The sequence below is a fragment of the Frankia sp. AgB1.9 genome (genome assembly GCF_016786355.1).
Classification (GTDB): domain Bacteria; phylum Actinomycetota; class Actinomycetes; order Frankiales; family Frankiaceae; genus Pseudofrankia.
On the sequence record NZ_JADWYX010000025.1, the window covers coordinates 55,921 to 77,302 of the forward strand.

15 protein-coding genes and 1 pseudogene are annotated in these 21,382 nt (G+C 71.3%); 11 read left to right on the forward strand and 5 right to left on the reverse strand.

All coding sequences use genetic code 11. The annotated features are described in order from the left end of the window. Positions 1-44: 44 nt before the first annotated feature. The 3 genes from I6A60_RS12170 to I6A60_RS12180 all read left to right on the forward strand — a co-directional run bounded on the left by I6A60_RS12170 (position 45) and on the right by I6A60_RS12180 (position 3,668). Positions 45-533 (forward strand): MarR family winged helix-turn-helix transcriptional regulator, encoded by a 489-nt coding sequence (locus tag I6A60_RS12170; protein WP_203018786.1) that lies wholly within the window; start codon positions 45-47, stop codon positions 531-533. Further along, entirely contained in the window at positions 530-2,206 is a 1,677-nt protein-coding gene (locus I6A60_RS12175) for a chloride channel protein (protein WP_203018788.1), read from the forward strand. The genes I6A60_RS12170 and I6A60_RS12175 overlap by 4 nt, the downstream gene beginning before the upstream one ends. Before the next feature lie 238 nt (positions 2,207-2,444). Beyond that, positions 2,445-3,668 (forward strand): SfnB family sulfur acquisition oxidoreductase, encoded by a 1,224-nt coding sequence (locus tag I6A60_RS12180; protein ID WP_203018790.1) that lies wholly within the window; start codon positions 2,445-2,447, stop codon positions 3,666-3,668. Between the two features lie 29 nt (positions 3,669-3,697). On the opposite strand, the gene I6A60_RS12185 is transcribed toward I6A60_RS12180, so the two are convergent. Next, positions 3,698-3,925 carry a helix-turn-helix transcriptional regulator gene (locus tag I6A60_RS12185; RefSeq protein WP_203018792.1) on the reverse strand — a complete coding sequence of 76 codons (228 nt, stop codon included), beginning with the start codon at positions 3,923-3,925 and terminating at the stop codon, positions 3,698-3,700. Beyond that, positions 3,922-4,329 (reverse strand): hypothetical protein, encoded by a 408-nt coding sequence (locus tag I6A60_RS12190; protein WP_238435282.1) that lies wholly within the window; start codon positions 4,327-4,329, stop codon positions 3,922-3,924. The genes I6A60_RS12185 and I6A60_RS12190 overlap by 4 nt, the downstream gene beginning before the upstream one ends. A gap of 76 nt (positions 4,330-4,405) precedes the next feature. On the opposite strand from I6A60_RS12190, the pseudogene I6A60_RS43980 reads away from it, so the two are divergent. The 5 genes and pseudogenes from I6A60_RS43980 to yaaA all read left to right on the forward strand — a co-directional run. Continuing rightward, positions 4,406-4,523: pseudogene (locus I6A60_RS43980) on the forward strand (dihydrofolate reductase); the annotation flags it as partial. Between the two features lie 1,363 nt (positions 4,524-5,886). Continuing rightward, positions 5,887-7,284: a family 2B encapsulin nanocompartment shell protein gene (locus I6A60_RS12200; RefSeq protein WP_203018796.1), complete on the forward strand. Its 1,398-nt coding sequence runs from the start codon at positions 5,887-5,889 to the stop codon at positions 7,282-7,284. 52 nt (positions 7,285-7,336) lie between these two features. After that, a complete protein-coding gene (locus I6A60_RS12205) occupies positions 7,337-9,646 on the forward strand; it encodes a germacradienol/geosmin synthase (RefSeq protein WP_203018798.1) in 2,310 nt (769 codons plus the stop codon). 126 nt (positions 9,647-9,772) lie between these two features. Then, positions 9,773-11,116, forward strand: coding sequence for a hypothetical protein (locus I6A60_RS12210; protein ID WP_203018807.1), 1,344 nt, complete (start codon positions 9,773-9,775; stop codon positions 11,114-11,116). 151 nt (positions 11,117-11,267) lie between these two features. Beyond that, a complete protein-coding gene (gene yaaA / locus I6A60_RS12215) occupies positions 11,268-12,143 on the forward strand; it encodes a peroxide stress protein YaaA (protein ID WP_203042600.1) in 876 nt (291 codons plus the stop codon). Here yaaA and I6A60_RS12220 read toward each other — a convergent pair. Continuing rightward, positions 12,132-13,733, reverse strand: coding sequence for a GGDEF domain-containing protein (locus I6A60_RS12220; RefSeq protein WP_203020359.1), 1,602 nt, complete (start codon positions 13,731-13,733; stop codon positions 12,132-12,134). The two genes, yaaA and I6A60_RS12220, sit on opposite strands and share 12 nt — an antisense overlap. 373 nt (positions 13,734-14,106) lie before the next feature. Here I6A60_RS12220 and I6A60_RS12225 point away from each other — a divergent pair, with 373 nt between their 5' ends. Both I6A60_RS12225 and I6A60_RS12230 read left to right on the forward strand, forming a co-directional pair. Continuing rightward, entirely contained in the window at positions 14,107-16,551 is a 2,445-nt protein-coding gene (locus I6A60_RS12225) for a diguanylate cyclase domain-containing protein (RefSeq protein ID WP_203020357.1), read from the forward strand. 257 nt (positions 16,552-16,808) lie between these two features. Next, positions 16,809-17,900, forward strand: coding sequence for an enoyl-CoA hydratase/isomerase family protein (locus tag I6A60_RS12230; protein ID WP_203020355.1), 1,092 nt, complete (start codon positions 16,809-16,811; stop codon positions 17,898-17,900). 15 nt (positions 17,901-17,915) lie between these two features. Here the strand turns inward: I6A60_RS12230 and I6A60_RS12235 are convergent, their stop codons facing one another. Next, the gene (locus I6A60_RS12235; RefSeq protein ID WP_203055613.1) at positions 17,916-20,045 is read right to left on the reverse strand and encodes a phosphocholine-specific phospholipase C; all 2,130 of its coding nucleotides are present in this window, start codon (positions 20,043-20,045) and stop codon (positions 17,916-17,918) included. A gap of 485 nt (positions 20,046-20,530) precedes the next feature. Here I6A60_RS12235 and I6A60_RS12240 point away from each other — a divergent pair, with 485 nt between their 5' ends. Next, entirely contained in the window at positions 20,531-20,863 is a 333-nt protein-coding gene (locus I6A60_RS12240) for a putative quinol monooxygenase (RefSeq protein WP_203020352.1), read from the forward strand. A gap of 211 nt (positions 20,864-21,074) precedes the next feature. On the opposite strand, the gene I6A60_RS12245 is transcribed toward I6A60_RS12240, so the two are convergent. Continuing rightward, the coding region (locus I6A60_RS12245; RefSeq protein ID WP_374113455.1) for a WD40 repeat domain-containing protein at positions 21,075-21,382 on the reverse strand (308 nt) is incomplete at its 5' end.

Consider the following 21,382-nt stretch of genomic DNA (forward strand, 5'->3'; position numbering starts at 1 on the left):
GGCCCGCTTGACGCGACGACTTGCGTTGCGCAAGTCTTGCATCTGTGAAGAGAACCGCGACCGCGCCGGGGCGCGTCGAGCCACCTGAGGATGTCGCCGCGCTCGAAGGGCTGACCCGCACGCTGGTCGGGATCACTCTGGCGAGCCTGGACGCCCTGGACGGAGCCGTGAGCGTGCCGCGGTTCCGGGCATTGCTCACCCTGGACGCGCTGGGCCGGGTGCCGTCCTCGACGCTCGCGTCCGAGCTGGGCATGGTCGCCTCCTCGGTCACCCGCCTCGTCGACCGGTTGCAGGCATCCGGACACGTCGCGCGCGGCGCGGACCCGGCGAACCGCAGTGTCGTCACCGTCGAGGTCACCGACACCGGCCGCGACCTGGTGACCGCCGTTCTCAACCGACGCCACGCGCTGCTGGAAACCGTGCTCGACCGGATGGGGCCGGACCAACGCGAGGAGGTCCGGCGGGCGGCCCGCGAGGTCACCCGCTGTGCCGGAGAAACCGTCGTACCGGCAAGCAGCCCGCTCCCGCTGTGACGCCCACGATCCGGAGCACCGGGCACGACCGTCCCGCGCACCTGGGCGACTTCACCCTCACGCCGCGGGTCCTGTTCGTGGCCGCCGTCGCGCTGCCGGTCGGCGCGGCGAGCGCTCTGGCCGCGTTCGCCCTGCTGCGCCTCATCGGCCTCATCACCAACCTGGTCTTCTACCAGCGGGCGGCGACCACCCTGGTCAGCCCGGGAGGCGGGCACCACCCGGCGTGGCTGGTCCTGTCGGCGCCGATCGTCGGCGGGCTCGTCGTCGGGGTGATGGCCCGGTTCGGCTCGGAGAAGATCCGCGGGCACGGCATGCCCGAGGCCATCGAGGCGATCCTCATCGGCGGCAGCCGGGTCTCGCCCCGGGTCGCGGTCCTCAAGCCCGTCTCCGCGGCCGTCAGCATCGGCACCGGCGGCCCGTTCGGCGCCGAAGGCCCGATCATCATGACCGGCGGGGCGGTCGGCTCGATCCTGGCCCAGGTCCTCACGCTGTCCGCCGACGAACGCAAGGCGCTCCTCGTCGCCGGGGCCGCCGGCGGGATGGCCGCCACCTTCAACGCTCCCCTCGCCTCCGTGCTGCTCGCCGTCGAACTCCTGCTCTTCGAGTGGCGGCCCCGCAGCCTGATCCCCGTCGCGGCGGCCGTGTCCACCGCGGTGATCTGCCGGGGCCCGCTGCTGGGCACCGCCCCGGTCTTCCCCGTCACCGACCTCGTCCGGCCCGGCGCGGGCGCGCAGGCCCTCGCGCTCATCCCCGGCCTGACCGGCGGCCTGCTCGCGATCGCCGCCACCTGGCTGGTCTACGCGGCTGAGGACGCCTTCGCCCGCCTGCCCGTTCACTGGATGTGGTGGCCGGCGATCGGCGGGTCGGTCATCGGCGTCGGCGGACTCATCGAGCCCCGCGCGCTCGGCGTCGGCTACGACGTCATCGACAGCCTGCTCACCGGCCGGGCCGCGCTCTCCCTCATCCTCGGCATCCTGCTCGTCAAGACCGTCATCTGGTCCCTCTCACTCGGCTCGGGCACCTCCGGCGGTGTACTCGCCCCCGTATTCATGATCGGTGGAGCGCTCGGCGCGCTGGAAGGCATGGCACTACCCACCGTGTTCCCCGGCTTCTGGGCCATGGCGGGCCTGGCCGCTGTCGTCGGCGGCGTCATGCGCTCCCCACTGACCGGCGTCGTGTTCACGCTCGAACTCACCCACGCCTGGAACGACGCCCCATCCCTGCTCGTCGCCTCCATCAGCGCGTACGGCCTGTCCGCGCTCCTGCTCAAACGATCCGTGCTGACCGAGAAGATCGCCCGACGTGGGCTGCACCTCACCCGCGAATACAGCACCGACCCCCTCGACGCGTTCTACGCCCACGAGGTCATGACACCCGCGGACCGTGCGTCGGACCCGGACACGCGACCGCCCGTCGTCGTCCACGCTGACAACACCCTGCGAGAAGTCGCCAACGCACTCGCCCACCACGGCGTCACCGAAGCCACCGTCATCCACCGTGGCGACGCCGCCGGGCCCGCGGGCGTCATCAACCTCGGCCAGCTTCTCCACGCGCGCCGACATGACCTCCATGAAGAGCACCACCGCGAACGCCATATCCCCACCCATCGCGGACCCACCCACCTCACAAGATCTGAGCGCCCGGAGAAACGACCGCCCGAGGTGCCGGCCTGACGCCAGGACCTTGCTGCCCCCGACGCAGTCCTGCTGTCGTCGAGACCACCGCCTGTTTCCGCCTGGTTGCCGAGCCATCCAGATTGATGACATGATGCTGCCGCCAATCTTGTCGACTGGAATTGGGGATGATAGTGGATCTTGGATTAGGTCGCGGCGTGGCACGGCAGGCGGCGGTGCGTGGCGGGCCCGGATGCGTGTGCCGGGATGCCCAGCCCGGTTGGGGTGACCTGTCCGGATGACCGGTCCACTGGCGGGGAACCAGCTGGCCGCCTCCGTGATCGGGTCGGACGTGGAGGCGATCGGCGCCGCGCGGCGCTACGCCGAGGCCATCGCCGACGAGGTGATCGAACGGGACCGCTCGGGCTCCGTGCCGGTGGAGGCCTTGGCCGCGCTGGATGCCAGCGGCCTGCTGGGGATCACGGTGCCGGCCGAGCACGGCGGCGCCGACGTCTCGCCGGTGACCCTCGCCGAGGTCGTCCGCGTGATCGCCGCCGTCGACCCGGCCATCGCCCAGGTGCCGCAGGGCCACTTCCTGTTCGCCGACGTGCTGGCCGGGTGGGGAACCGCGACACAGCAGCGACGCCTGTTCGCCGACATGCTCGCCGGTGCCCGGTTCGGCAGCGGGCTCGCCGAGCGCGGCGGCCGGCACGCCCAGGACCTGAGAACCAGGCTGCGCACGGACGGCGACGGGCTACGCCTGGACGGGATCAAGTACTACTGCACCGGGTCGATCACTGCCCGCTGGATTGGTGTCACGGCGCTCGACGAGTCCGGACGCCTCGTCCTGGTGTTCGTCGAACGCCACGCCCCCGGCGTCACGGTCGACGACGACTGGGACGTCATGGGCCAACGCGCGACCGTCAGCGGCACGACGATGCTGCGGGACGTGCTCGTGGACCCGGACCTCGTCATCCCCTACCACCAGGCGTTCGAGGGTCCCCAGCAGCTCGGGGCCCGCGCGCAGCTCGTGCACGCCGCGATCCAGGTCGGCATCGCCGGCGGCGCGCTGCGCGATGCCGGCGCGTTCGTGCGCGACCGGGCCCGGCCGTTCTTCGAGGCCGCCCGCGGCGGCTGGGTCGAGACCGCGGCGCAGGACCCGCACACGATCCTGCGCTACGGCAGGCTGGCCACCCGGGTACGTGCCGCCGAGCAGCTGCTGGCCTGGGCCGCCGGCGAGCTGCACGAGATCGGACGGCGGCCCCAGGACGCGCGGGCAGCCGCCCGAGGCTCGCTCGCGGTGGCGCAGGCCAAGGCCTTCGGCAGCGAGATCGCCGCCGAGGTGGCCAGCGACCTGTTCGCCCTCTCCGGCGCGAGCGCCACCGATGAACGCCACGATCTGAGCCGGCACTGGCGCAACGCCCGTACCCACGCCAGCCACGACCCGGTCGACTGGAAGTACCACCACGTCGGCAACTTCCACCTCAACGACGCGCTTCCCCCGAACCACGGCCAGATCTGACGTGTCGGCCTCATCGCCTGACGGCCGCGTCAGCGGCGTGAGCCGGGATCGGGAGAGGCCTCGGAACGGTCCGGAAAGAAGATGTCCTCGATGGTCAGTTCGAAGATGCCGGCGAGGGTGAACGCGAGGGGCAGGCCGGGGTCGTAGCGTTCGGTCTCGATCGCGTTGATGGTCTGGCGGGACACCTGGCATCGGTCGGCCAGGTCGGCCTGACTCCAGCGGCGCTCGGCTCGCAGCGCGCGCAGCCGGTTTCTCACCGGTGCAGGCGGGTGCGCAGGTCCGCGATGCCGAGCCAGACCGCCACGCCTCCGATGACGATCACCTCACTGAGCGGACGTAGCCCGACGATGTCGGCGGCGTCGAGCAGGACGGCGGCCTGCAGGCCCACGAGAACGGCGGCGAAGGCGATCGCCATGCTCTCCAGCTGGATCTTGCGCTGATACTCGTCGGCGCGACGGAAGGCCCGCACCAGGACCCAGACGACGGAGAGCGTGAAGGCGCCGGTCACGCCGAGCCACCAGCCCTTCTCGGCGGTGGTCTGGTCGGGGGAACTGCCCAGCGCCAGCGCGATCATCCCGAAGAGGGAGACCGGAATCCCGTCGATCAGGATCGCCCTGCGGGCGTCGCGGGTCACCTTGTCCTGTCGAGCTTCGTCAACCATAGATCGAATGTAAAGATTGCTTTCCATCTAGTCAAGCTTGCTTGTCATCCAGGCACGCCCAGACTCAGGCCGGAGATCGCCCGTGTTCGTCGTGACGCACGAGAAGCGTGACCTCCTGGGAGGGGGCGACCACCTTCCACCCCGTCAACGACGGCATCGAGACCGCGCTCGACCAGGCCCGCGAGGGCCGTGGCCCTGGATCCGGCTGAGCCAGCTGGGAGCGGCCGGTAGTCAGCAGTAGTGACCATGAACTACCTCGGCGCCCTGCGGCACCATCCGTTCGGGCCCCCAAGTCCGCCCGACCGCTACGGATGGTGTCGGGGGCGACCGCTGACTCCTCCCGTCAGCGCGCGGCCGACGAGCCGGGAGACCACACCGTCGAGGCAACCAGTGCTCACCCCACGAACTCGCTGGCGTGACGCGATCCCCCAGACCATGCGGTCGGCCACGCCCCCAATATCGAAAGTAGCGGGAACTGCCCCGGCCACCGCTCCTGGCCGTCGGGGAGTACCCATTCCTCGACTGCGGTTGGCGTGCGGCAGCCCAGCCGACGAGGGACTAGTTCTCCGGGGAATGCAGTGGAGCCTTTAGTCCCTGCTCGTTAGGGGATAAAGGCTCCGACACGATCGCTACCGGCTGGCCCGCGCACCCAGAGCCGCAGCGGCTCGGTGCGCGGCGACCGACGCAGTCCGACTCGGGGGCTCCGGCTTGACGCAGGCCCAGCGGACCGCGCGCTGAGCAGCGCCTCGGCCGGGGCGGTCGGCCGACGGTGCGGGCGACTGCCGCGGCCGTGCGAGGCCGGCCGGGTTGGTCGCCCTGGAAATCTCATGGCGTACGCGGTCCGCGAAAGTCGACCGCGTCGCACCTCGCCCCTGAGACGCGCGGCCGATCGCGCGGCAAAGGTGACAGCATCAATCGACGAGACGACCCCGCCGGGACACGTTCTTCGACTAGGCGCAGCTAGGTTAAACCAGCGCCTCGGCCGGCCGCTCATACGTTGACGCCGTGCCCGCGGCGGTGCGCCCACGATGAGCCTCATCGCTGGCGGAACGACAACGAGACGCACCGGCTTCGCGAATCCGCCCCCGGCCCGCACCGGGCACATGACCGCGGGTCATGTTCGGACCCGTGACAACGATCTTCACACCGTGTGTCCGGACCTTCCCTGGCGTCGCCGACCTCGGGTCATAGCAGGACCGTCACATTGAGCCACTCCTCGATTGGTCAGGGGGAGTTCTTGCCGCTCCCGGGTGGGATGCGGGAAGCTTTCGCCGCGGCCGACGGCGTCCATTCCGACTGGCCGAAACCAATCCCGCCCACTGCTGGCGGGACCTTGCCTGTAAACGCCCACCCAGTACCGCGTCTATGGCCCATTCAGGTAGGGCCACACAACGCCATGTCTTGCGGAGTATTCCGCGCGGCAACCATCTGTTCCCTCGTCCGCGATCACTTATTCGCGTTCCGATCAGCCATTCGGCAAGCATGGGCGATTTCAGGCGATACCGACCGAGGCGCGGCGACTCCGTCCCGCGGCAACAAAGATGGGTGATGCATGCCATGACCGAGCCTGTCAACGCCACCACCGAGGCACAGGATCAGCCGCTGAGCCTCAGCACCGCGGCCGCGAGGAATCTCGCGACCACCACCAAGTCCGTTCCGCAGATGCAGGAGATCTCGTCCCGGTGGCTGCTGCGGGTCCTGCCCTGGGTGCACACGGCGGGTGGCGTGTACCGCGTTAACCGCCGTCTCACCTATGTCGTCGGCGACGGCCTCCTCACGTTCACCAACACCGGGTCGGACGTCCGCGTCGTCCCGGCCGAGCTGACCGAGCTGCCGGTGCTGCGCGGCTTCGACGGCGGCGAGCTCACCACGCTGGCTGACGCCTTCGTCCAGCGTGAGTACTCCCCAGGTGAGATCCTCGCCGAAGCCGGCGCCGCCGCGGCCGAGGTCGTCCTCATCGCCCACGGCAAGGTGGGGCGGTTCGGCCCCGGCGCCTTCGATGACGAGCGGTCGCTCGGAATCCTCAGCGACGGCGAGTACTTCGGCGCCGACGTGCTGGTCGAACCGGACACGACCTGGGACTACACCGTCCGCGCGCTGACCACGACCACGGTGCTCGCGCTGCCGCGCCAGCGGTTCCAGGAGATCGTGGACGCCTCGGACACGCTGCGGGCCTGGATTGACGACTACCGGAGCCGTCCCGCGCCGGCGCGGAACAAACAGGGCGAGGCCGAGATCTCGATCACGGCCGGCCACGTCGGCGAGCCGGCCCTCCCGGGCACGTTCGTCGACTACGAGCTGGCTCCCCGCGAGTACGAGCTCAGCGTCGCCCAGACCGTGCTGCGGATCCACAGCCGGGTGGCCGACCTCTACAACGAGCCGATGAACCAGCTCGAGCACCAGCTCCGGCTCACCGTCGAGGCGCTGCGCGAGCGCCAGGAGCACGAGCTGGTGAACAACTCCGACTTCGGGCTGCTCCACAACGTGGACCTGCGCCAGCGCATTCACACCCGTTCGGGGCCGCCGACCCCGGATGACCTGGACGAGCTCCTCAGCCGGCGGCGTAGCACGCATTTTTTGCTGGCGCACCCGCGCGCGATCGCCGCCTTCGGCCGCGAATGCACCGCGCGGGGCGTCTACCCGGCCACGGTGGCGTTCCACGACCAGCAGGTGCCGGCGTGGCGCGGCGTTCCGCTACTGCCGGTCAACAAGATTCCCGTCAGCGCGTCCGGCAGCACGTCCATCATCGCGATGCGCACCGGCGAAGAGAATCAGGGCGTCATCGGACTGAACAACGTGGGCATTCCCGACGAGATCGAGCCGGGCCTCTCCGTCCGATTCATGGGAATCAGCGAGAAGGCCATCATCTCCTACCTGGTGACGGCCTACTACTCCGCGGCCGTCCTCGTGCCCGACGCCCTCGGCGTGCTGGAGAGCGTCGAGATCGGACGCTAGGACCGCTCGCCGGCGCCCCCACTCCCTTTCAGAAAGGAGGACGCGGAGCACCATGAAGCCTTTCACGCTTCCGCGGTTCTACGTCCCCTACCCGGCGCGACTGAGCCCGCACCTGGACGCGGCCCGGACGCACAGCAGGGCCTGGGCCGCCGAGATGGAGATGATCGGCCCCGGCCCCGGCGGCGAGGTGATCTGGAGCGAGCAGGACTTCGACGCCCACGACTACGCCCTGCTGTGTGCCTACACCCACCCGGATGCCTCGGCCGAGCGGCTCAACCTGGTCACGGACTGGTACGTCTGGGTCTTCTATTTCGACGACCATTTCCTGGAGCTGTTCAAACGGACTGGCGACATGGCCGGCGCCCGCGACTACCTCGACCGGTTGCGCGCCTTCATGCCGGTCGACGGAGTCGCCGCGGCCGGGGAGGCCCCGACCGGCCAGGATGCCCCGACGAACCCGGTCGAGCGCGGCCTGGCCGACCTGTGGGCGCGTACTGTCCCGGACCGGAGCGCGGCCTGGCGCCGGCGGTTCGCGGTGAGCACGCGCAACCTGTTGGACGAATCCCTCTGGGAACTGGCCAACATCAACGCGAATCGGGTCGCCAATCCGATCGAGTACATCGAGATGAGGCGCAAGGTCGGCGGCGCGCCGTGGTCCGCGAACCTGGTCGAGCACGCCGCGGACGCCGAGGTGCCCGCGGCCATAGCCGGCCTGCGCCCGATGCGGGTGCTGCGAGACACCTTCGCCGACGCGATTCACCTGCGGAACGACCTGTTCTCCTACCAGCGCGAGGTCGAGATCGAAGGCGAGCTGAGCAACGGAGTCCTGGTCATCGAGCGTTTCCTCGACTGCGACACCCAGTCCGCGGCCGAGCTGGTAAACGATCTGCTCACGTCCAGGCTGCACCAGTTCGAGCACACGGCGATCAGCGAGGTCCCACCTGTTCTCGAGGAGAACGGGATCGACCCGCTCGCCCGCGCCGCCGTCGTCGCGTACGTGAAGGGTCTGCAGGACTGGCAGTCGGGCGGCCACGAGTGGCACCTGCGGTCCAGCCGGTACATGAACGACGGACCTCGGCCCGAGGGTATCGCCGAGACCTCGGAGCGGGTGGCCGATCGCATTCTTCCGCACGGTCCGACCGGGCTGGGCTCATCCATCGCCCGGCCGCTGGAATCGGTCCTGGCGACCGCGCCGCAACGCAGGCGCGCCTTCAGCCACGTCCCGTTCCAGGTCGTCGGGCCTTCACGGGCGCCAGCGCCGTACATGCCGTTCCCGGTGGGCGACAACCCGCACCTTTCGGGCTGCCGCCGGGACACCGTCCGGTGGGCCCGGGACATGGGGCTACTGGCGCAGGTGCCGGGAATCTGGGACGAGCACAAGCTCGTCTCGTACGACTTTCCACTCTGCTCGGCCGGGCTTGACCCGGATGCGAGCCAGGCCGAGCTGCTGCTCTCGGCCTGCTGGCTGACCTGGGGCACCTACGCGGACGACTACTACCCCGTCATCTTCGGCCGGACGCGGGACCTCGCCGGGGCGCGGGCGTGCAACGAGCGCCTTCGGCAGTTCCTGCCGGTCGAGTTCGCCACCCTCGCCGGGGCGATGCCGCCGCCGCTCCTTCCGCTGGAGCGCGGGCTCGCGGACCTGTGGGCCCGCACCGCCCCGCCGTTGAGCCTGAGTGCGCGACGATCGTTCCGCGCGGCGATCGACCTCATGCTTGACAGCTGGCTGTGGGAACTCGCCAACCAGGCCGAGAACCGGATTCCCGACCCGATCGACTACCTCGAGATGCGGCGGGCGACCTTCGGCTCCGACCTGACCATGACTCTCACCCGGGTGAGCGGCGAGCGGCTGGTGCCAACGGAGATCTACGCCAGCCGCCCGATCAGGGCACTGGAGAGCTCGGCCTCGGACTACGCCACCCTTCTCAACGACATCTTCTCCTATCAGAAGGAGATTCAGTTCGAGGGCGAGCTGCACAACGGCGTCCTGGTGGCCGAGAAATTCCTGGGCTGCTCCCGCGACCGTGCCGTCACGGTGGTCAACGATCTCATGACCGCGCGCATGCTGCAGTTCGAGCACATAGTCGAACAGGAACTGCCGGCGCTGTTCGAGACGTACGACCTGGCCGAGGACGCTCAGGGCGCGCTGCTGACCTACGTCGAGGATCTGAAGAACTGGCTCGCCGGAATCCTGCGGTGGCACCAGGGCACCCGCCGTTACGACGAATCCGAGCTACGTCAGCATCCCGCGGCCGGTGTTCCACCGTTCGGGTCTCCGGTCGGTCTGGGCACCTCGGCGGCGCGGCTGGCAAGCCTGACCCGCGTCACCCGCGCAGGCGCCACGTCATCGGCGGCGCCGTAGGCCCCGCGGCCGGCTGGACCAGCCTGGGTCTGTGTCGTCGGTCGTCAGGCGGTCTGGGTGCGACTTCGTCCCCATCCCGGCCGCGTGGCCACGGCCCGCCGTCCACGCGACCGGGATAATCACGTCATGAGCGAGATCCGCGTGGACCGTTGGGGGGTCCCGCTACAGGCGGCCGACGGCGGGGCCGTCGGCGTGCTGGACCAGGCGATCGAAGATCTTGTCGGGCTCACCGGGGACCCGGTCGGCGGGGCCGAGGCCGCGATCGCGGCGGACGGCGAGCTGGCGCTCGCGCGGATCTTCCGCGCCTACCTGGCCCTTTACGCGACCACCGCCGCCGGCGCCGCCGAGGCCCGCCAGCTGCTCGAACCGTTGGGGCCGTTCGACGCGGGCCCGGCCGCCCCGCGCGAGGCCCGTCACCTGGCCGCGGCCCGGGCCTGGGCGGACGGCGACTGGCACGCGGCCACCCGCGCGTTGCGGCGCGCCCTGGTCGCCAACCCCCGCGACCTGCTGGCCCTGAAGATCGCCCAGGATCTCTCCTTCTTCCTCGGCGACCGCCGCGAGCTGCGCGACCTCGTGGCGAGAGTGCTTCCCGCCTGGCCGGAAACCGACCCGGCCTGGGGGTTCCTCCAGGGCATGTACGCCTTCGGCCTCGAGGAGAACGCCGACTACCGGGCAGCAGAGGACGCCGCCCGCCGGGCGCTCGCCCGGGACCCCCGGGACGTGTGGGCCGTGCACGCGCTGGCCCACGTCTTCGAGATGGAGGGCAGCCTCCCGGCGGGCGTGGCGTTCCTGACGTCGTCGGCGCCCGACTGGCGGGACAGCTACTTCGCGGTGCACAACTGGTGGCATCTCGGGCTGTACCTGCTGGAGCTGGGCCGGGCCGACGACGCGCTCGCGCTGTACGACGAGCGGGTCCGCGCCGTCAGCTCGACCGAGTGGCTCGACATCGTCGACGCGGCCGCGCTGCTGTGGAGACTCGCCCTGTACGGCACGGACGTGACCAGCCGCGCAGTCACGCTCGCGACCGACATCCGCGACCTGGTCGGCACGCCGACGTACATCTTCAACGACTGGCACGCGGTGATGGCCTTCGGGCTGGCGGGCGACCACGCCCGGGCGGCCCAGGTGGTCGCCGCCAACCGGGACCTGACCGCTCCCGCCAACCGCCAGGCCGCCGAACGGGCCGGGCATGGCCTGCTCACCGCCTTCTCGGCGTTCGCCGACGGGGAGCCGCGGACCGCTGTGGACCTGCTTCTGGACCTGCGCTCCGACGCCCACGCGGTCGGCGGGAGCCACGCCCAGCGCGACGTCATCGACCTGACCCTGATCGCCGCCGCGGCGCGGTCCGGGCAGGCCGGCCTCGCCCGCGCGCTGGTCACCGAGCGGGTCGCGCGCAAGCCACCAGCCGAGCCCTCGGCGCGCGCCCTGCTCGCCGCGAACGGCGGCGACGACACCTGGCTCACCTGGTGACCGCCGCCGGCCAGCGCCGTCGCCGGTGAAGGACGCCGCCGGCCGGATCGCCGCGAATCCGCTCGAAGGCCGCCCGGCGACGCCGTAGGAGGGCCGCCCACGCCGTAGGTTGGCCGCCGGGACGTCGCCATCGCGAGATGAGGTCGGGTACGTGCGGATCCTGCTGCCGCCGAGTGAGGCGAAGGCCGAGGGTGGCGACGGGCCGTCGCTGCGGACGGCCGGGTTCGGCGACGGCCCGCTCTCGGCGGCCCGGGCCGAGGTGGCGCGAGCGGTCGCCGCGTTCTGCCGTGACGACCCGGCCACGGCGATCGTCGCGCTGCGGCTGCCGGCCTCGCGGGCCGAGGCGGACCTGGCCGCCAACGTCGCGATCCTGGACGCGCCGACGACGCGCGCGCTCGACCGGTTCGTCGGCGTGCTCTACGAAGCACTCGCCCCGGCGACGCTGCCACCGGCCGCGCGAGCCGCCGCCGACCACACCCTGTTCGTCTCCAACGGCGCCTTCGGCCTCATCGGCGCGGCCGAGCCGGTTCCCGACCACCGGGTCGCCATGGCGGCGGCGATCCCCGGCCTGGGCGGCAGCGCAGGATCAACCGTCCTCGCGACCTTCTGGCGCGCCCAGCTCGCGCCGGTCCTGCCCGACCTGCTCGCCGCCGCCCCGGCCTCCGCCGGCGAGCACCTCGTCGTGGACCTCCGCTCGTCGGACTACGTGACCGTGCCCCGCCTCGCCGGACCGCTGCGGGCGGGCGCCCTGCCCGTTCGTGCTCTGACGGAGAAACGCGTCGGCGGACGCTGGGTTCGCCGACCGCTCAGCTACCAGGCGAAGCAGGTCAAGGGCCTGCTGACCCGGGCGCTCCTGCTCGCCGAGGCCGCCGGCCGCCCGGTGAAGACCATCGACGACGTGGCCGAGGCAGCCGAGGCAGCCGGCCTCGCCGCCGAGCCGCACGGCACCCCGACCGCCCCCACCCTCGACGTCATCACCCGCTGGACCCCGCCAGGCAAACCCACGCGGGCCCCTTCAGGTACGTGACACAGTCCCGGCGGACAGGGCCGGGTCGTAGACGACCAGCCTGCGGGAGCGTTCGCGTTTCGCGGCGTACATGGCCAGGTCCGCCTGGTGGAGCAACGTGTCGGGGCACGTCGGTCCGGCGGCGCGGTCGAGGGTGACGAGGCCGAGGCTGGCCCGCGGGTCGTAGCGGCGGCCGGCCAGCTTGCAGGGCGCCTCGACAGCGGCAGCGAGTCGCTGGGCCAGCTGGACCGGCTCGTCCGCGCCGTCGCCGTCGAGAATGACGGCGAACTCGTCGCCACCGAGGCGCGCGACCGTATCCGTGGCGCGGACCGCCCCGCGCAGCCGGGCCGCGCTGATCTTCAGTAGCTCGTCGCCGATGGCGTGCCCGAAGGCGTCGTTGACCCCCTTGAAGTGGTCCAGGTCGACGAACAGGACGGCGACGGCCTCGCGGCCGGCGAGCGCGCCGTCGCCGCCCGGCGTGTCGCCGTCGCCGCCCGGCGCGTTGCCGGGGCCGACCGCGCGGGCCAGGCGCCGGCTGAACAGGGCGCGGTTCGCCAGGCCGGTCAGCGGGTCATGAAAGGCCTGATGCCGCAGCTGCCGCTCACGCACCCGCACCTCGGCGAGCAGGTGGGTGTTCTCGGCGATGGTCATCATCTGCCGGGCGAGCGCGAGGACGAGCAGCGAGACGGTTCCATACGCCTCGACCCGGTCGAGCGGCGCCCCCGCCACGAGCCTGGTCAGGATCAGCACACCGGCGACGCCGAGCACGGCATACGGCAGGGCGGCATGCGCCCACATCGCCCGCGGATCGGGCATGGGCTCACCGTCCTGACTCCCCTGGCCGCGCACTGGCACCAACGCGGCCAGGGTGATCAACTGAAGGGAGACGATGATCGGCAGCAGGCTCCACCCCGGAAGGTCGTAGTCGCCGTGGGCGAAGCGATAGACGAGTAGGCCGTTCGTGAGGGCGTAGGCCAGCAGACCGGCTCCCAGCAGCGCCAGCGTCGCCGGAGACCGCGGCCGGCGGAACGTGCCGATCAGCAGCACCGTCGCAGTGAGGATCAGCGCGGCGACCTGGTGCACGAGCGCGAACGCGACCTCCGCGGGGTCGGGCGACCTGGTCCGGACGAGGCCCTCCAAGGACGTCCCCCATTCGACGAGGAGGACCGAACCGACGATCAGCACACTGTCGAGCACGACGATCACATGCCACCGGCTCGGCCCGCCGCGAAACCGGCGAGCACCCCGGTCCTCGAACGGGCAGGTCGGCAGGGACAGCAACCCGGCCAGGGCCAGCCCGTAGAAGACGATCAGGCCCGAATACTCCGAGGTCACGTTGCCCACGACCGAGCCCGTGCTGAGCAGCTTCACCAGCGTCAGCAGGCCGCCCGCGCCGAGGCCGGCCGCGAAGATGCCGATGAGCACCCGCCATCGCCGGTCACCGGGCGCGGCGCGTCGAGCGCTCCAGAGGCAGGTGATCGAGGCGGCGGCTTCGGAGACAACGGCGACAACCAGCGTGGCGATCTGCGCGGGACCCGAGCCCAGCACCGCCACGAACACCCCGGCCGACGCGACGAGCAGCGCACCGCAGACCGCGGCCCGCCGGAACATCCAGGACCCGCCGGTCCGCCCAGCCGACCGCCGAAGGCCTGGTGCCGCGCCCCCGGCTCCGCTGAGCCCCGCCACCACACACCCCCTTCACCGCAGCGCAACCAATTGGATACTCCAAGCGACCGGCGCACCGCCACAGGTCTCGCCGAGGCACCGCGCCGCCCTCGGAAGTCCTGCCCGACCCCCGGACGGCGAACCGACCAGCGGCGGCGACGCCGCAGTCATGGCCAGCGCTTGCACGGGTTCTCGGCGGCGGCGGCCGGGCACGCTCCGGGTTGGTGGCCACGACGCGGGGTAGAGGCCTCTACCGGCGCAGAGCCGCGGCCGTCGGCGGACGGGCCGCGCGGCGTCCTGCCATCGGCGGGGAGGCGACGTGTCGAGCGGCGGCGACGAACACGACCGGGAGATGGGATTCGTCGACCTCTTCCATCAGCTTGAGGTGGGTCTGACGGTCACCCGCATCTCGGACGGCCGGCTGCGCCGCGTCAACACCGCGGCCTGCGCGCTGATCGGTCGCGGCGAGTCCGAGCTCGTCGGCCTGGACTGGCGTGAGATGATCGACCCGACGCAGGTCGACGAGCTGAACGCGGCCTTCAGTCAGCAGTCCTGGAGGCGCGTCGGCGAGGCGGGCCGCCGGGTGATCCGGTTCCTGCGCCCCGACGGCACGGTCGCCCACGTCCTGGCGTCGGGGGGCATCGTCACCATCGACGGCGACCGGTGCTTCCTCACGCAGCTCCAGGACATCACCGAGTTCGTCTCGACCCACCAGCAGCTCCAGCTCGTGCTGGACAGCACCCCCGTCTCGGTCTTCCTGCTCGACCACGAAGGACAGGTGGTCGCGAGCGCCGGAACGGCCCGCGAGTCGCCCGCGACCGGGCCTCGGGACAGCGCCGGCTACGGCCTCCACGAGGCGCTCGGCGACGAGCCCGCCGTACTGGAGATGGTGCGCAGCGCGATGCGCGGCCAGCGCGTCCACAGTGTGGTGCCGTCCGGCCGGTGCTGGTACGACGTCCATCTGGTCCCGGTGTCGGGCGCCGCAGGGCGGACCGCGGTCGGTGGGGTCGTCAGCGACGTGACCGAACGCGAACGGGCGACCGCGGAGCTGCTGGACCGGACTGCCCGCCAGACGGCGCTCGCCAACCTGGCGCAGTACGCCCTGGAGATCGGCGACGAGCGGGCCCTGTGGGATCTGGGCATCAGCGCGCTCACGGATCAGGTCAACGCCGACCGGATCACGGTGGAGCCCTGCCCTGACAGCGCGGCCGCCCGGGCCGGTCTCGACGCCGAAGCGGGCCGGGACGAGAGCGCAGGCGCGGCGCCCACGCTCGTCCGGATGCCGGTGGGCCACATGGGCGAGCCGGTCGCGACCGTCACCGTCCGCCGGGCCGCGCCGGGCCTGACCGGCGACGACGTGGCTTTCATCCGCTCCGTGGTCGCGATTCTCGGCTCCGCGGTGCTGCGGATCCGGATGGAGAACGCCGCCCGGTTCCGGTCGCTGCACGACCCGCTCACCGGCCTGCCCAACCGCGTCGCGATCCTCGATCACCTCCGCCGAAGCCTGGCCAGAGGCCAACCGGACACCCGCCGGACCGGCGTCCTGTACATCGACCTGGACGGCTTCAAGGCCGTGAACGACACGCTGGGGCATCACGCCGGCGACGAGCTTCTCCAGGAGGTCGCCGGCCGGCTGCGCCAGCTGGGCCGCCCGACCGACCTCGTCGGCAGGCTGGCCGGCGACGAGTTCGCCGTGCTGTGCGACGGAGTCGGCGGCCTGGACGACCTACGGGCCGTCGGCGAGCGGGTGATCCACGCGCTCGCGCCGCCCGTCCGGCTGCGCCGCCTCGTCAGCGTCGGCGCCAGCATCGGGATCGCGTTGGCCGGCCCCGGCCTCACCGACGCCGAACAGCTCCTCGACGCCTCCGACCTCGCCATGTACGCGGCCAAGCGGCGCGGGCCGGGACGCTGCGTCGCCTACGACGACACGATCCGCGAGACGGTCGCGACCCACCTGGCGGGGGTGACGGAGCTGCGGCAGGCCGTCGCCGCCGGGCAGTTGACGCTGCTGTTCCGGCCGATCGCTTCCGGTTCCGGCGCGGTGGTGGCCGCGGAGGCCGTTCCCTGCTGGACGCAGCCCTGCGGGCGCCTGCTCGGACCGGAGGAGATCGAGCCCGTCGCCTTCGAGGCAGGGCTCAGCGGTGACATCGACCAGTGGCTCGTCGACGGCGCCCTGCGCACCGTCGAGTCCGCCACCACTCCCCCGCCGCTCGACGGCGCGGGCAGGAAGGCCGACGCCCCAGACGCCGACCACCCGGACGGTGGCGCGTCTCGCCAACTGTGGATCCGGATCTCCGAGCGCGGCCTGGGCGAGTCCGCGTTGCGGGAGAAGATCATCACGTATTTCCTGGACTCCGGAACGCGGCACCCGCGCGGCCCCAGGCTCGGCGTGCTCATCCCCGACGCGATGTGGCAGCTTGACTATCGCAACGTCAACACGGCCATCGGGGAACTCGCCGCGGCGGGCGTCGAGACCCGCCTCGACTTCACCGAGCTGGGCCCGATCCGAGCGATCACCAAGGACAACATTCCAGCTGGCCTCGGCGGCATCCGCCTCAGCGACCGGCACATCCACAACCTGGACGACGGCGACGTCGGCATCGCCATCATCGCCGGAATCGTCCGGTTCGCCGACCTTCTGCACCTCGCCGTCGCGGCGCAGGGGGTGGACACCCCGGCCCAGCTGGCCAGGGTCCGCGCGCTCGGCTGCGACCTCGCCCAGGGCGCCGCCGTCGGCCCGCCGACGCTCACGCCCCCTTGGTGACCGCGGTCAGGCCGGGACGCCCCTGATGTCGGTGGCGCGGGCGGCGTTCGCGACCACGTCGACGAACTGAAATCCCGGTCCGGACGGCAGCCGACCGCGGCGCCCGACGTCTGTGAGCGCCGTCTCGATACGGCGCGGCGCCTCCCGGGCCTGTTCGACTATGTCGTCGTGCGAGACCGTCGGGAGCGCCCCGCCTTTGAGGACACGAGCAGGACCAGCTGGGTGATCGTGTCCCGCGCGGTGCCGGCGGCGGCCCGATGACGGTCTCGGCCACGCCGGCCGACGGCGCCGACGAGGTGATCCGCCGCGTCGAGGGCCCCGTCGGCCGCCTCACCCTCAACCGGCCGAAGGCGATCAACGCGCTGTCCCACGCCATGGTGCTCGCGATGACCGAGGCACTCGACGACTGGGCCATCGACGACGCGATCACCTGCGTGCTCGTCGACGGCGCCGGTGCGCGCGGGCTGTGCGCCGGCGGCGACATCCGGCTGTTCCACCACGACGCCCTGACCGGCGGAACCGCCTCAATCGATTTCTGGGCCGACGAGTACCGGCTGAACTCGTTGATCGCCCGGTACCCGAAGCCCTACGTGGCGCTGATGGACGGCCTCGTGATGGGCGGCGGCGTCGGGATCTCCGCGCACGGCTCGGTCCGCGTCGTCACGGAGCGCTCGAAGATCGGCATGCCGGAGACCGGCATCGGGCTCGTGCCCGACGTCGGCGGCACCTGGCTGCTGTCCCGGATGCCGGGCGAGACCGGCACCCACGCCGCGCTGACCGCCGGCACGCTGTCCGGCGCGGACGCGATCGCCGGCGGCCTCGCCGATCACCTGGTCCCCGCCGACCGGCTGCCGGAACTGGTCGACCTCCTGGTCGCCGGCAAGCCACCGGCGGATGCCATCGCCACGCTGGCCGTGCCCTCGGGTGAGGGGAACCTCGCCGCCGCCCGCGGCTGGATCGACTCCTGCTACTCGGCGGAAAGCGTCCCGGACATCCTCGGCCGGCTGCGCGCGCACGGCGACCCGGCGGCCGCCGCCGCGGCGGACGAGATCGCGACGAAGTCGCCGACCGCGCTCGTCGTCACCCTCGCGGCGCTGCGCCGCGCGGCGACGCTCGCTGACCTGGACGCGGCGCTGGTGAGTGAGTTCCGGGTCTCCGTCGCCTGCCTGCGCCACCACGACCTGGCCGAGGGCATCCGCGCCCAGATCATCGACAAGGACCGGTCGCCGCGCTGGTCACCCAACATGCTCGCCGACGTCGACGACGCTCGCGTCGCGGAGTTCTTCGCCGCCCCGACCGGCGGTGACCTCGTACTCGCCCGGGGCGTCGCCCGCGCGAGTACGAGGTGAGCCGCCGCCCGGTTCCTACTGGATGCGGCCCGCGTAGCGGCGGGTGTAGCCGTCGGCGGTGTCGGCCTTGACGATCACGTCGTAGTAGCCGTTCGCGTCGACGGGCCAGGTGATTGTGGCGGAACCGTTGAGGGCGATCGGGACCGTCTGGGTGGTGCCGGCGTAGTCGTTGGGCGTGAGGGTGTAGGTGACGGCCGGCTGCCCGGCGTTACCCAGGGCGATCTTGAGCGCGGCGACTCCGCCACCCGCCGCCGCTGTAACCGGGGTCGCCGACACCTGCGGAACCGCGACGGTGGTCTGACTGGCCGCCACCACGGTGCCGACGAACGAGCGGACGAACCGGTCGGGCCCGTAGATGGAGAAGGCGTACTTCGCGGACGTGGACGACGTGTTCCAGGTGTAGGTCTTGTTCGTACCGTTCACCACGGTGAACGGCGTCGCCGAGGCGGTCAGGTACTGGTCGGGGAAGACGAACAGCGAGACGCCCAGGCTGCCGGTGTTGGACATGGTGGCGGTGACCACGCCGGTGCTGCGGTTGACCGCGACGTCGGCGTGCGGCATGTGGCGCGTCGGCCGGTGCTGGCGGGTGCCCGCTTCCTGGACCGGCGCCACCTGAGCGCCGGAGGCGGGCGGCTTGACCGCCGGAAGGGTCTTCGCCGCGTCCGACTGGTTGATCAGCGGCACCGTGTCCGGCAGCGCCGGAATCGAGAAGTCGGGGTTCGCGAAGTCGAACGCCGCGGTCAGGTCCGAGCTGACCAGGTTGCGCCAGGCGGTGACGTTCACCAGCGGGGCCCCGGTCCAGGTCTGGAGGAACCGGTTCATCGAGGTGTGGTCGTAGGTGTTGGAGTCGACCCAGCCGCCACGGGTCCAGGGCGAGCAGATGAGCATCGGCACGCGGGTGCCCATGCCGATCGGCTGGCTGCTGATGAACTCGTTGGTGTAACTCGTCTCCGGTGCCGGAGGCAGCGTGTGGTCGAAGTACCCGTCGTGCTCGTCGTAGGTGACGAACAGGGCCGTGCTCTCCCACAGCGCCTGGTTGCCCATCAGGGCCTCGAGGACGGCCCGGGTGTAGTGCGCGCCGTAGGCGGGACTCGCCGCGGGGTGCTCGGAGTAGGAGTAGGGCGCGACGATCCACGAGACCTGCGGGATCGTGCCCGCCGCGCAGTCGGCTTGGAACTGGGCCAGGACGTGGTTGACGTGGTTCGGCCCGAGCGCGGTGCCCGCGCTGGCCTGCCAGGGCTGGACCGCGCCGCGGATCGCCAGCTGCTGGCCGGCGGTCGTGTTGGCCTTCATCGACGTCTGGTACTGCTTGTAGAACCACAGCGGGTTGTCGCCGTAGTCGCCGACCCAGCCGTCGGCGCCGCTGCCGTCGCCGACCTCGTGGTTGGTGTACACCTGCCAGCTGATGCCGGCCGCCGTCAGCTGTTCCGGATAGGTTTTCACATTGGTGAACTTGACCGTGTAGTCGGCGGGGTTGGTGGTCGCCCCGCTCGACGTGCCGGTCCAGAAGTACATCCGGTTCGGGCTGGTCGGCCCCATGATCGCCTGATGGTAGCCGTCGCAGATGGTGAAAGCGTCGGCCAGCGCGTAGTTGAACGGCAGGTCGGCGCGGGTGAGGTAACCCATCGACTGCTCACCCTTGGCCGAGACCCATTTGTTCCACAGCCCGGAGTTGCGAGCGCTGTGGTCACCGGTCCAGGAATGGTCCAGGTCACCCGCGTTCATCGCGTTCATCGTCGCGGAGTTCATCCGCCACGGCAGCAGGTAGCCGCCGTCGCTGCGGCCGGTGTCCGGCTGCTGGAAGATGGTGTTGCCGCTCTGGAACCTGAACGCCTGCTTGTCGCCGAAGCCGCGGACGCCCTGCAGGCTGCCGTAGTAGTGGTCGAAGCTTCGGTTCTCCTGCATCAGGATCACCACATGCTTCAGGTCCGAGATCGTCCCGGTGGAGCCGGCCGCGGACGCGCTCGCCCTGGCACTCGTCGCCTCGGCCACGCCGCCGGGTCCGGCCAGCGCCATCGCGCCGGCGACCGCGCCGCCCCATTGAAGAAACCGGCGGCGGTTGACGGACGCCACGAAGGGCTGCGGAGCGCGGTAGTCGGTGCCGGACCCCGGGTCGTCGAAGCTGGCTCCGCTGTTGCCGTCCATGCTGTTCACGTCCTCCGATTGGATTTTCCGGTGAGAGCGAGGTGAGATGAGTCGTTCGCCGAGGAAGTCACCGCGCGATTCCGCGCGGCCGGCGCCTCAGGCTCAGCCAAAACGCTCCTTTTACCGGGCCGAGATGGACGCCGCGACGCTACTGGCAGACACCAATCCGCGTCCGGATCGTTTCGATGAATCCCAGCGGAACGCCGCCCGTCCGGTACCCGTCAGGCCTGTCTGCCGAAGATGAACGACGGTGGTCCGCAAGGCGACCACGGGACAAATCACCCGGTCTCGGGACCTGTGGTGCATCTCGGCGCGCGCGGAGAAGACCTCAGCCAGGGATGGCGAGCGCGTGCCGCGTTGGCCGGGGACGGTAGACACGAGGCACGCGGCTTGGTTCGGAGTGCCGGTCGCGGTGGGTCACAATGGGGGCTGCCGCGGCCACCCGGGATGCGCTGGCGCGCTCACGCACACCTCGGAGGAGTCAGATGATCTTCATCGTCGTCAAGTTCCGGGTGCTGCCCGCGGACGCGGACCGCTGGGGGGCGATCGTCGAGGACTTCACCCAGGCCACCCGCGGCGAGCCGGGCTGCCTGTGGTTCGACTGGTCGCGCAGCCTCGAGGAGCCGACCGAATACGTGCTGGTCGAGGCGTTCCGGGACGACGAGGCCGGCGCCGCCCACGTCCAGTCGGCGCATTTCATCGCCGCGCAGCGGACACTGCCCGAGCATCTCGCGGAGACCCCGCGCATCGTGAACGTGACCGTTCCCGGCGACGACTGGTCTCAACTCGCCGAGATGACGGTCCCGAACCGGCCCTGACCGTCGGGGCCTCCACACCGGTCATGATCGCCGTCTGGGCCCTGGGGTGGTCGCGGAAATGCCCTAGTCATTGGCGTTGGGACATATGTGGCATGCGTCACGCCTCTGGCTGGCCGCCCGAGACTGGAGGGCTATCGCCTACGCAAGTGGTGCGTAGTAGCAACGCCTGACCTGGGCGTACTCGTCTGACGGCTGATGCGGATGGGCTTGCTCAGCGTGTCCGCCACAGCCGCACGGTGTTGTCGTGGCTGCCGGTGGCGAGGGTGCGCCCGTCCGCCTTGAACGCCACCGACGCCACGCCGCCGGTGTGGCCGGTGAGGGGTTGGCCGATCGGTTGGGGTCGGGCCGGGTTGGTGACGTCCCACAGCCGCACGGTCCTGTCGTCGCTGCCGGTGGCGAGGGTGCGCCCGTTCGCCGTGAACGCCACCGACCTCACGATGCTGGTGTGGCCGGTGAGGGGTTGGCCGATCGGTTGGGGTCGGGCCGGGTTGGTGACGTCCCACAGCCGCACGGTCCTGT

Coding starts and splice junctions, on each gene's coding strand:
- I6A60_RS12180 (WP_203018790.1), top strand. CDS start 2,445: ATGACCGGTCCACTGGCGGGGAACCAGCTGGCCGCCTCCGTGATCGGG.
- I6A60_RS12190 (WP_238435282.1), bottom strand. CDS start 4,329: ATGGTTGACGAAGCTCGACAGGACAAGGTGACCCGCGACGCCCGCAGG.
- I6A60_RS12200 (WP_203018796.1), top strand. CDS start 5,887: ATGACCGAGCCTGTCAACGCCACCACCGAGGCACAGGATCAGCCGCTG.
- I6A60_RS12205 (WP_203018798.1), top strand. CDS start 7,337: ATGAAGCCTTTCACGCTTCCGCGGTTCTACGTCCCCTACCCGGCGCGA.
- I6A60_RS12210 (WP_203018807.1), top strand. CDS start 9,773: ATGAGCGAGATCCGCGTGGACCGTTGGGGGGTCCCGCTACAGGCGGCC.
- I6A60_RS12220 (WP_203020359.1), bottom strand. CDS start 13,733: ATGTTCCGGCGGGCCGCGGTCTGCGGTGCGCTGCTCGTCGCGTCGGCC.
- I6A60_RS12230 (WP_203020355.1), top strand. CDS start 16,809: ATGACGGTCTCGGCCACGCCGGCCGACGGCGCCGACGAGGTGATCCGC.
- I6A60_RS12235 (WP_203055613.1), bottom strand. CDS start 20,045: ATGGACGGCAACAGCGGAGCCAGCTTCGACGACCCGGGGTCCGGCACC.
- I6A60_RS12240 (WP_203020352.1), top strand. CDS start 20,531: ATGATCTTCATCGTCGTCAAGTTCCGGGTGCTGCCCGCGGACGCGGAC.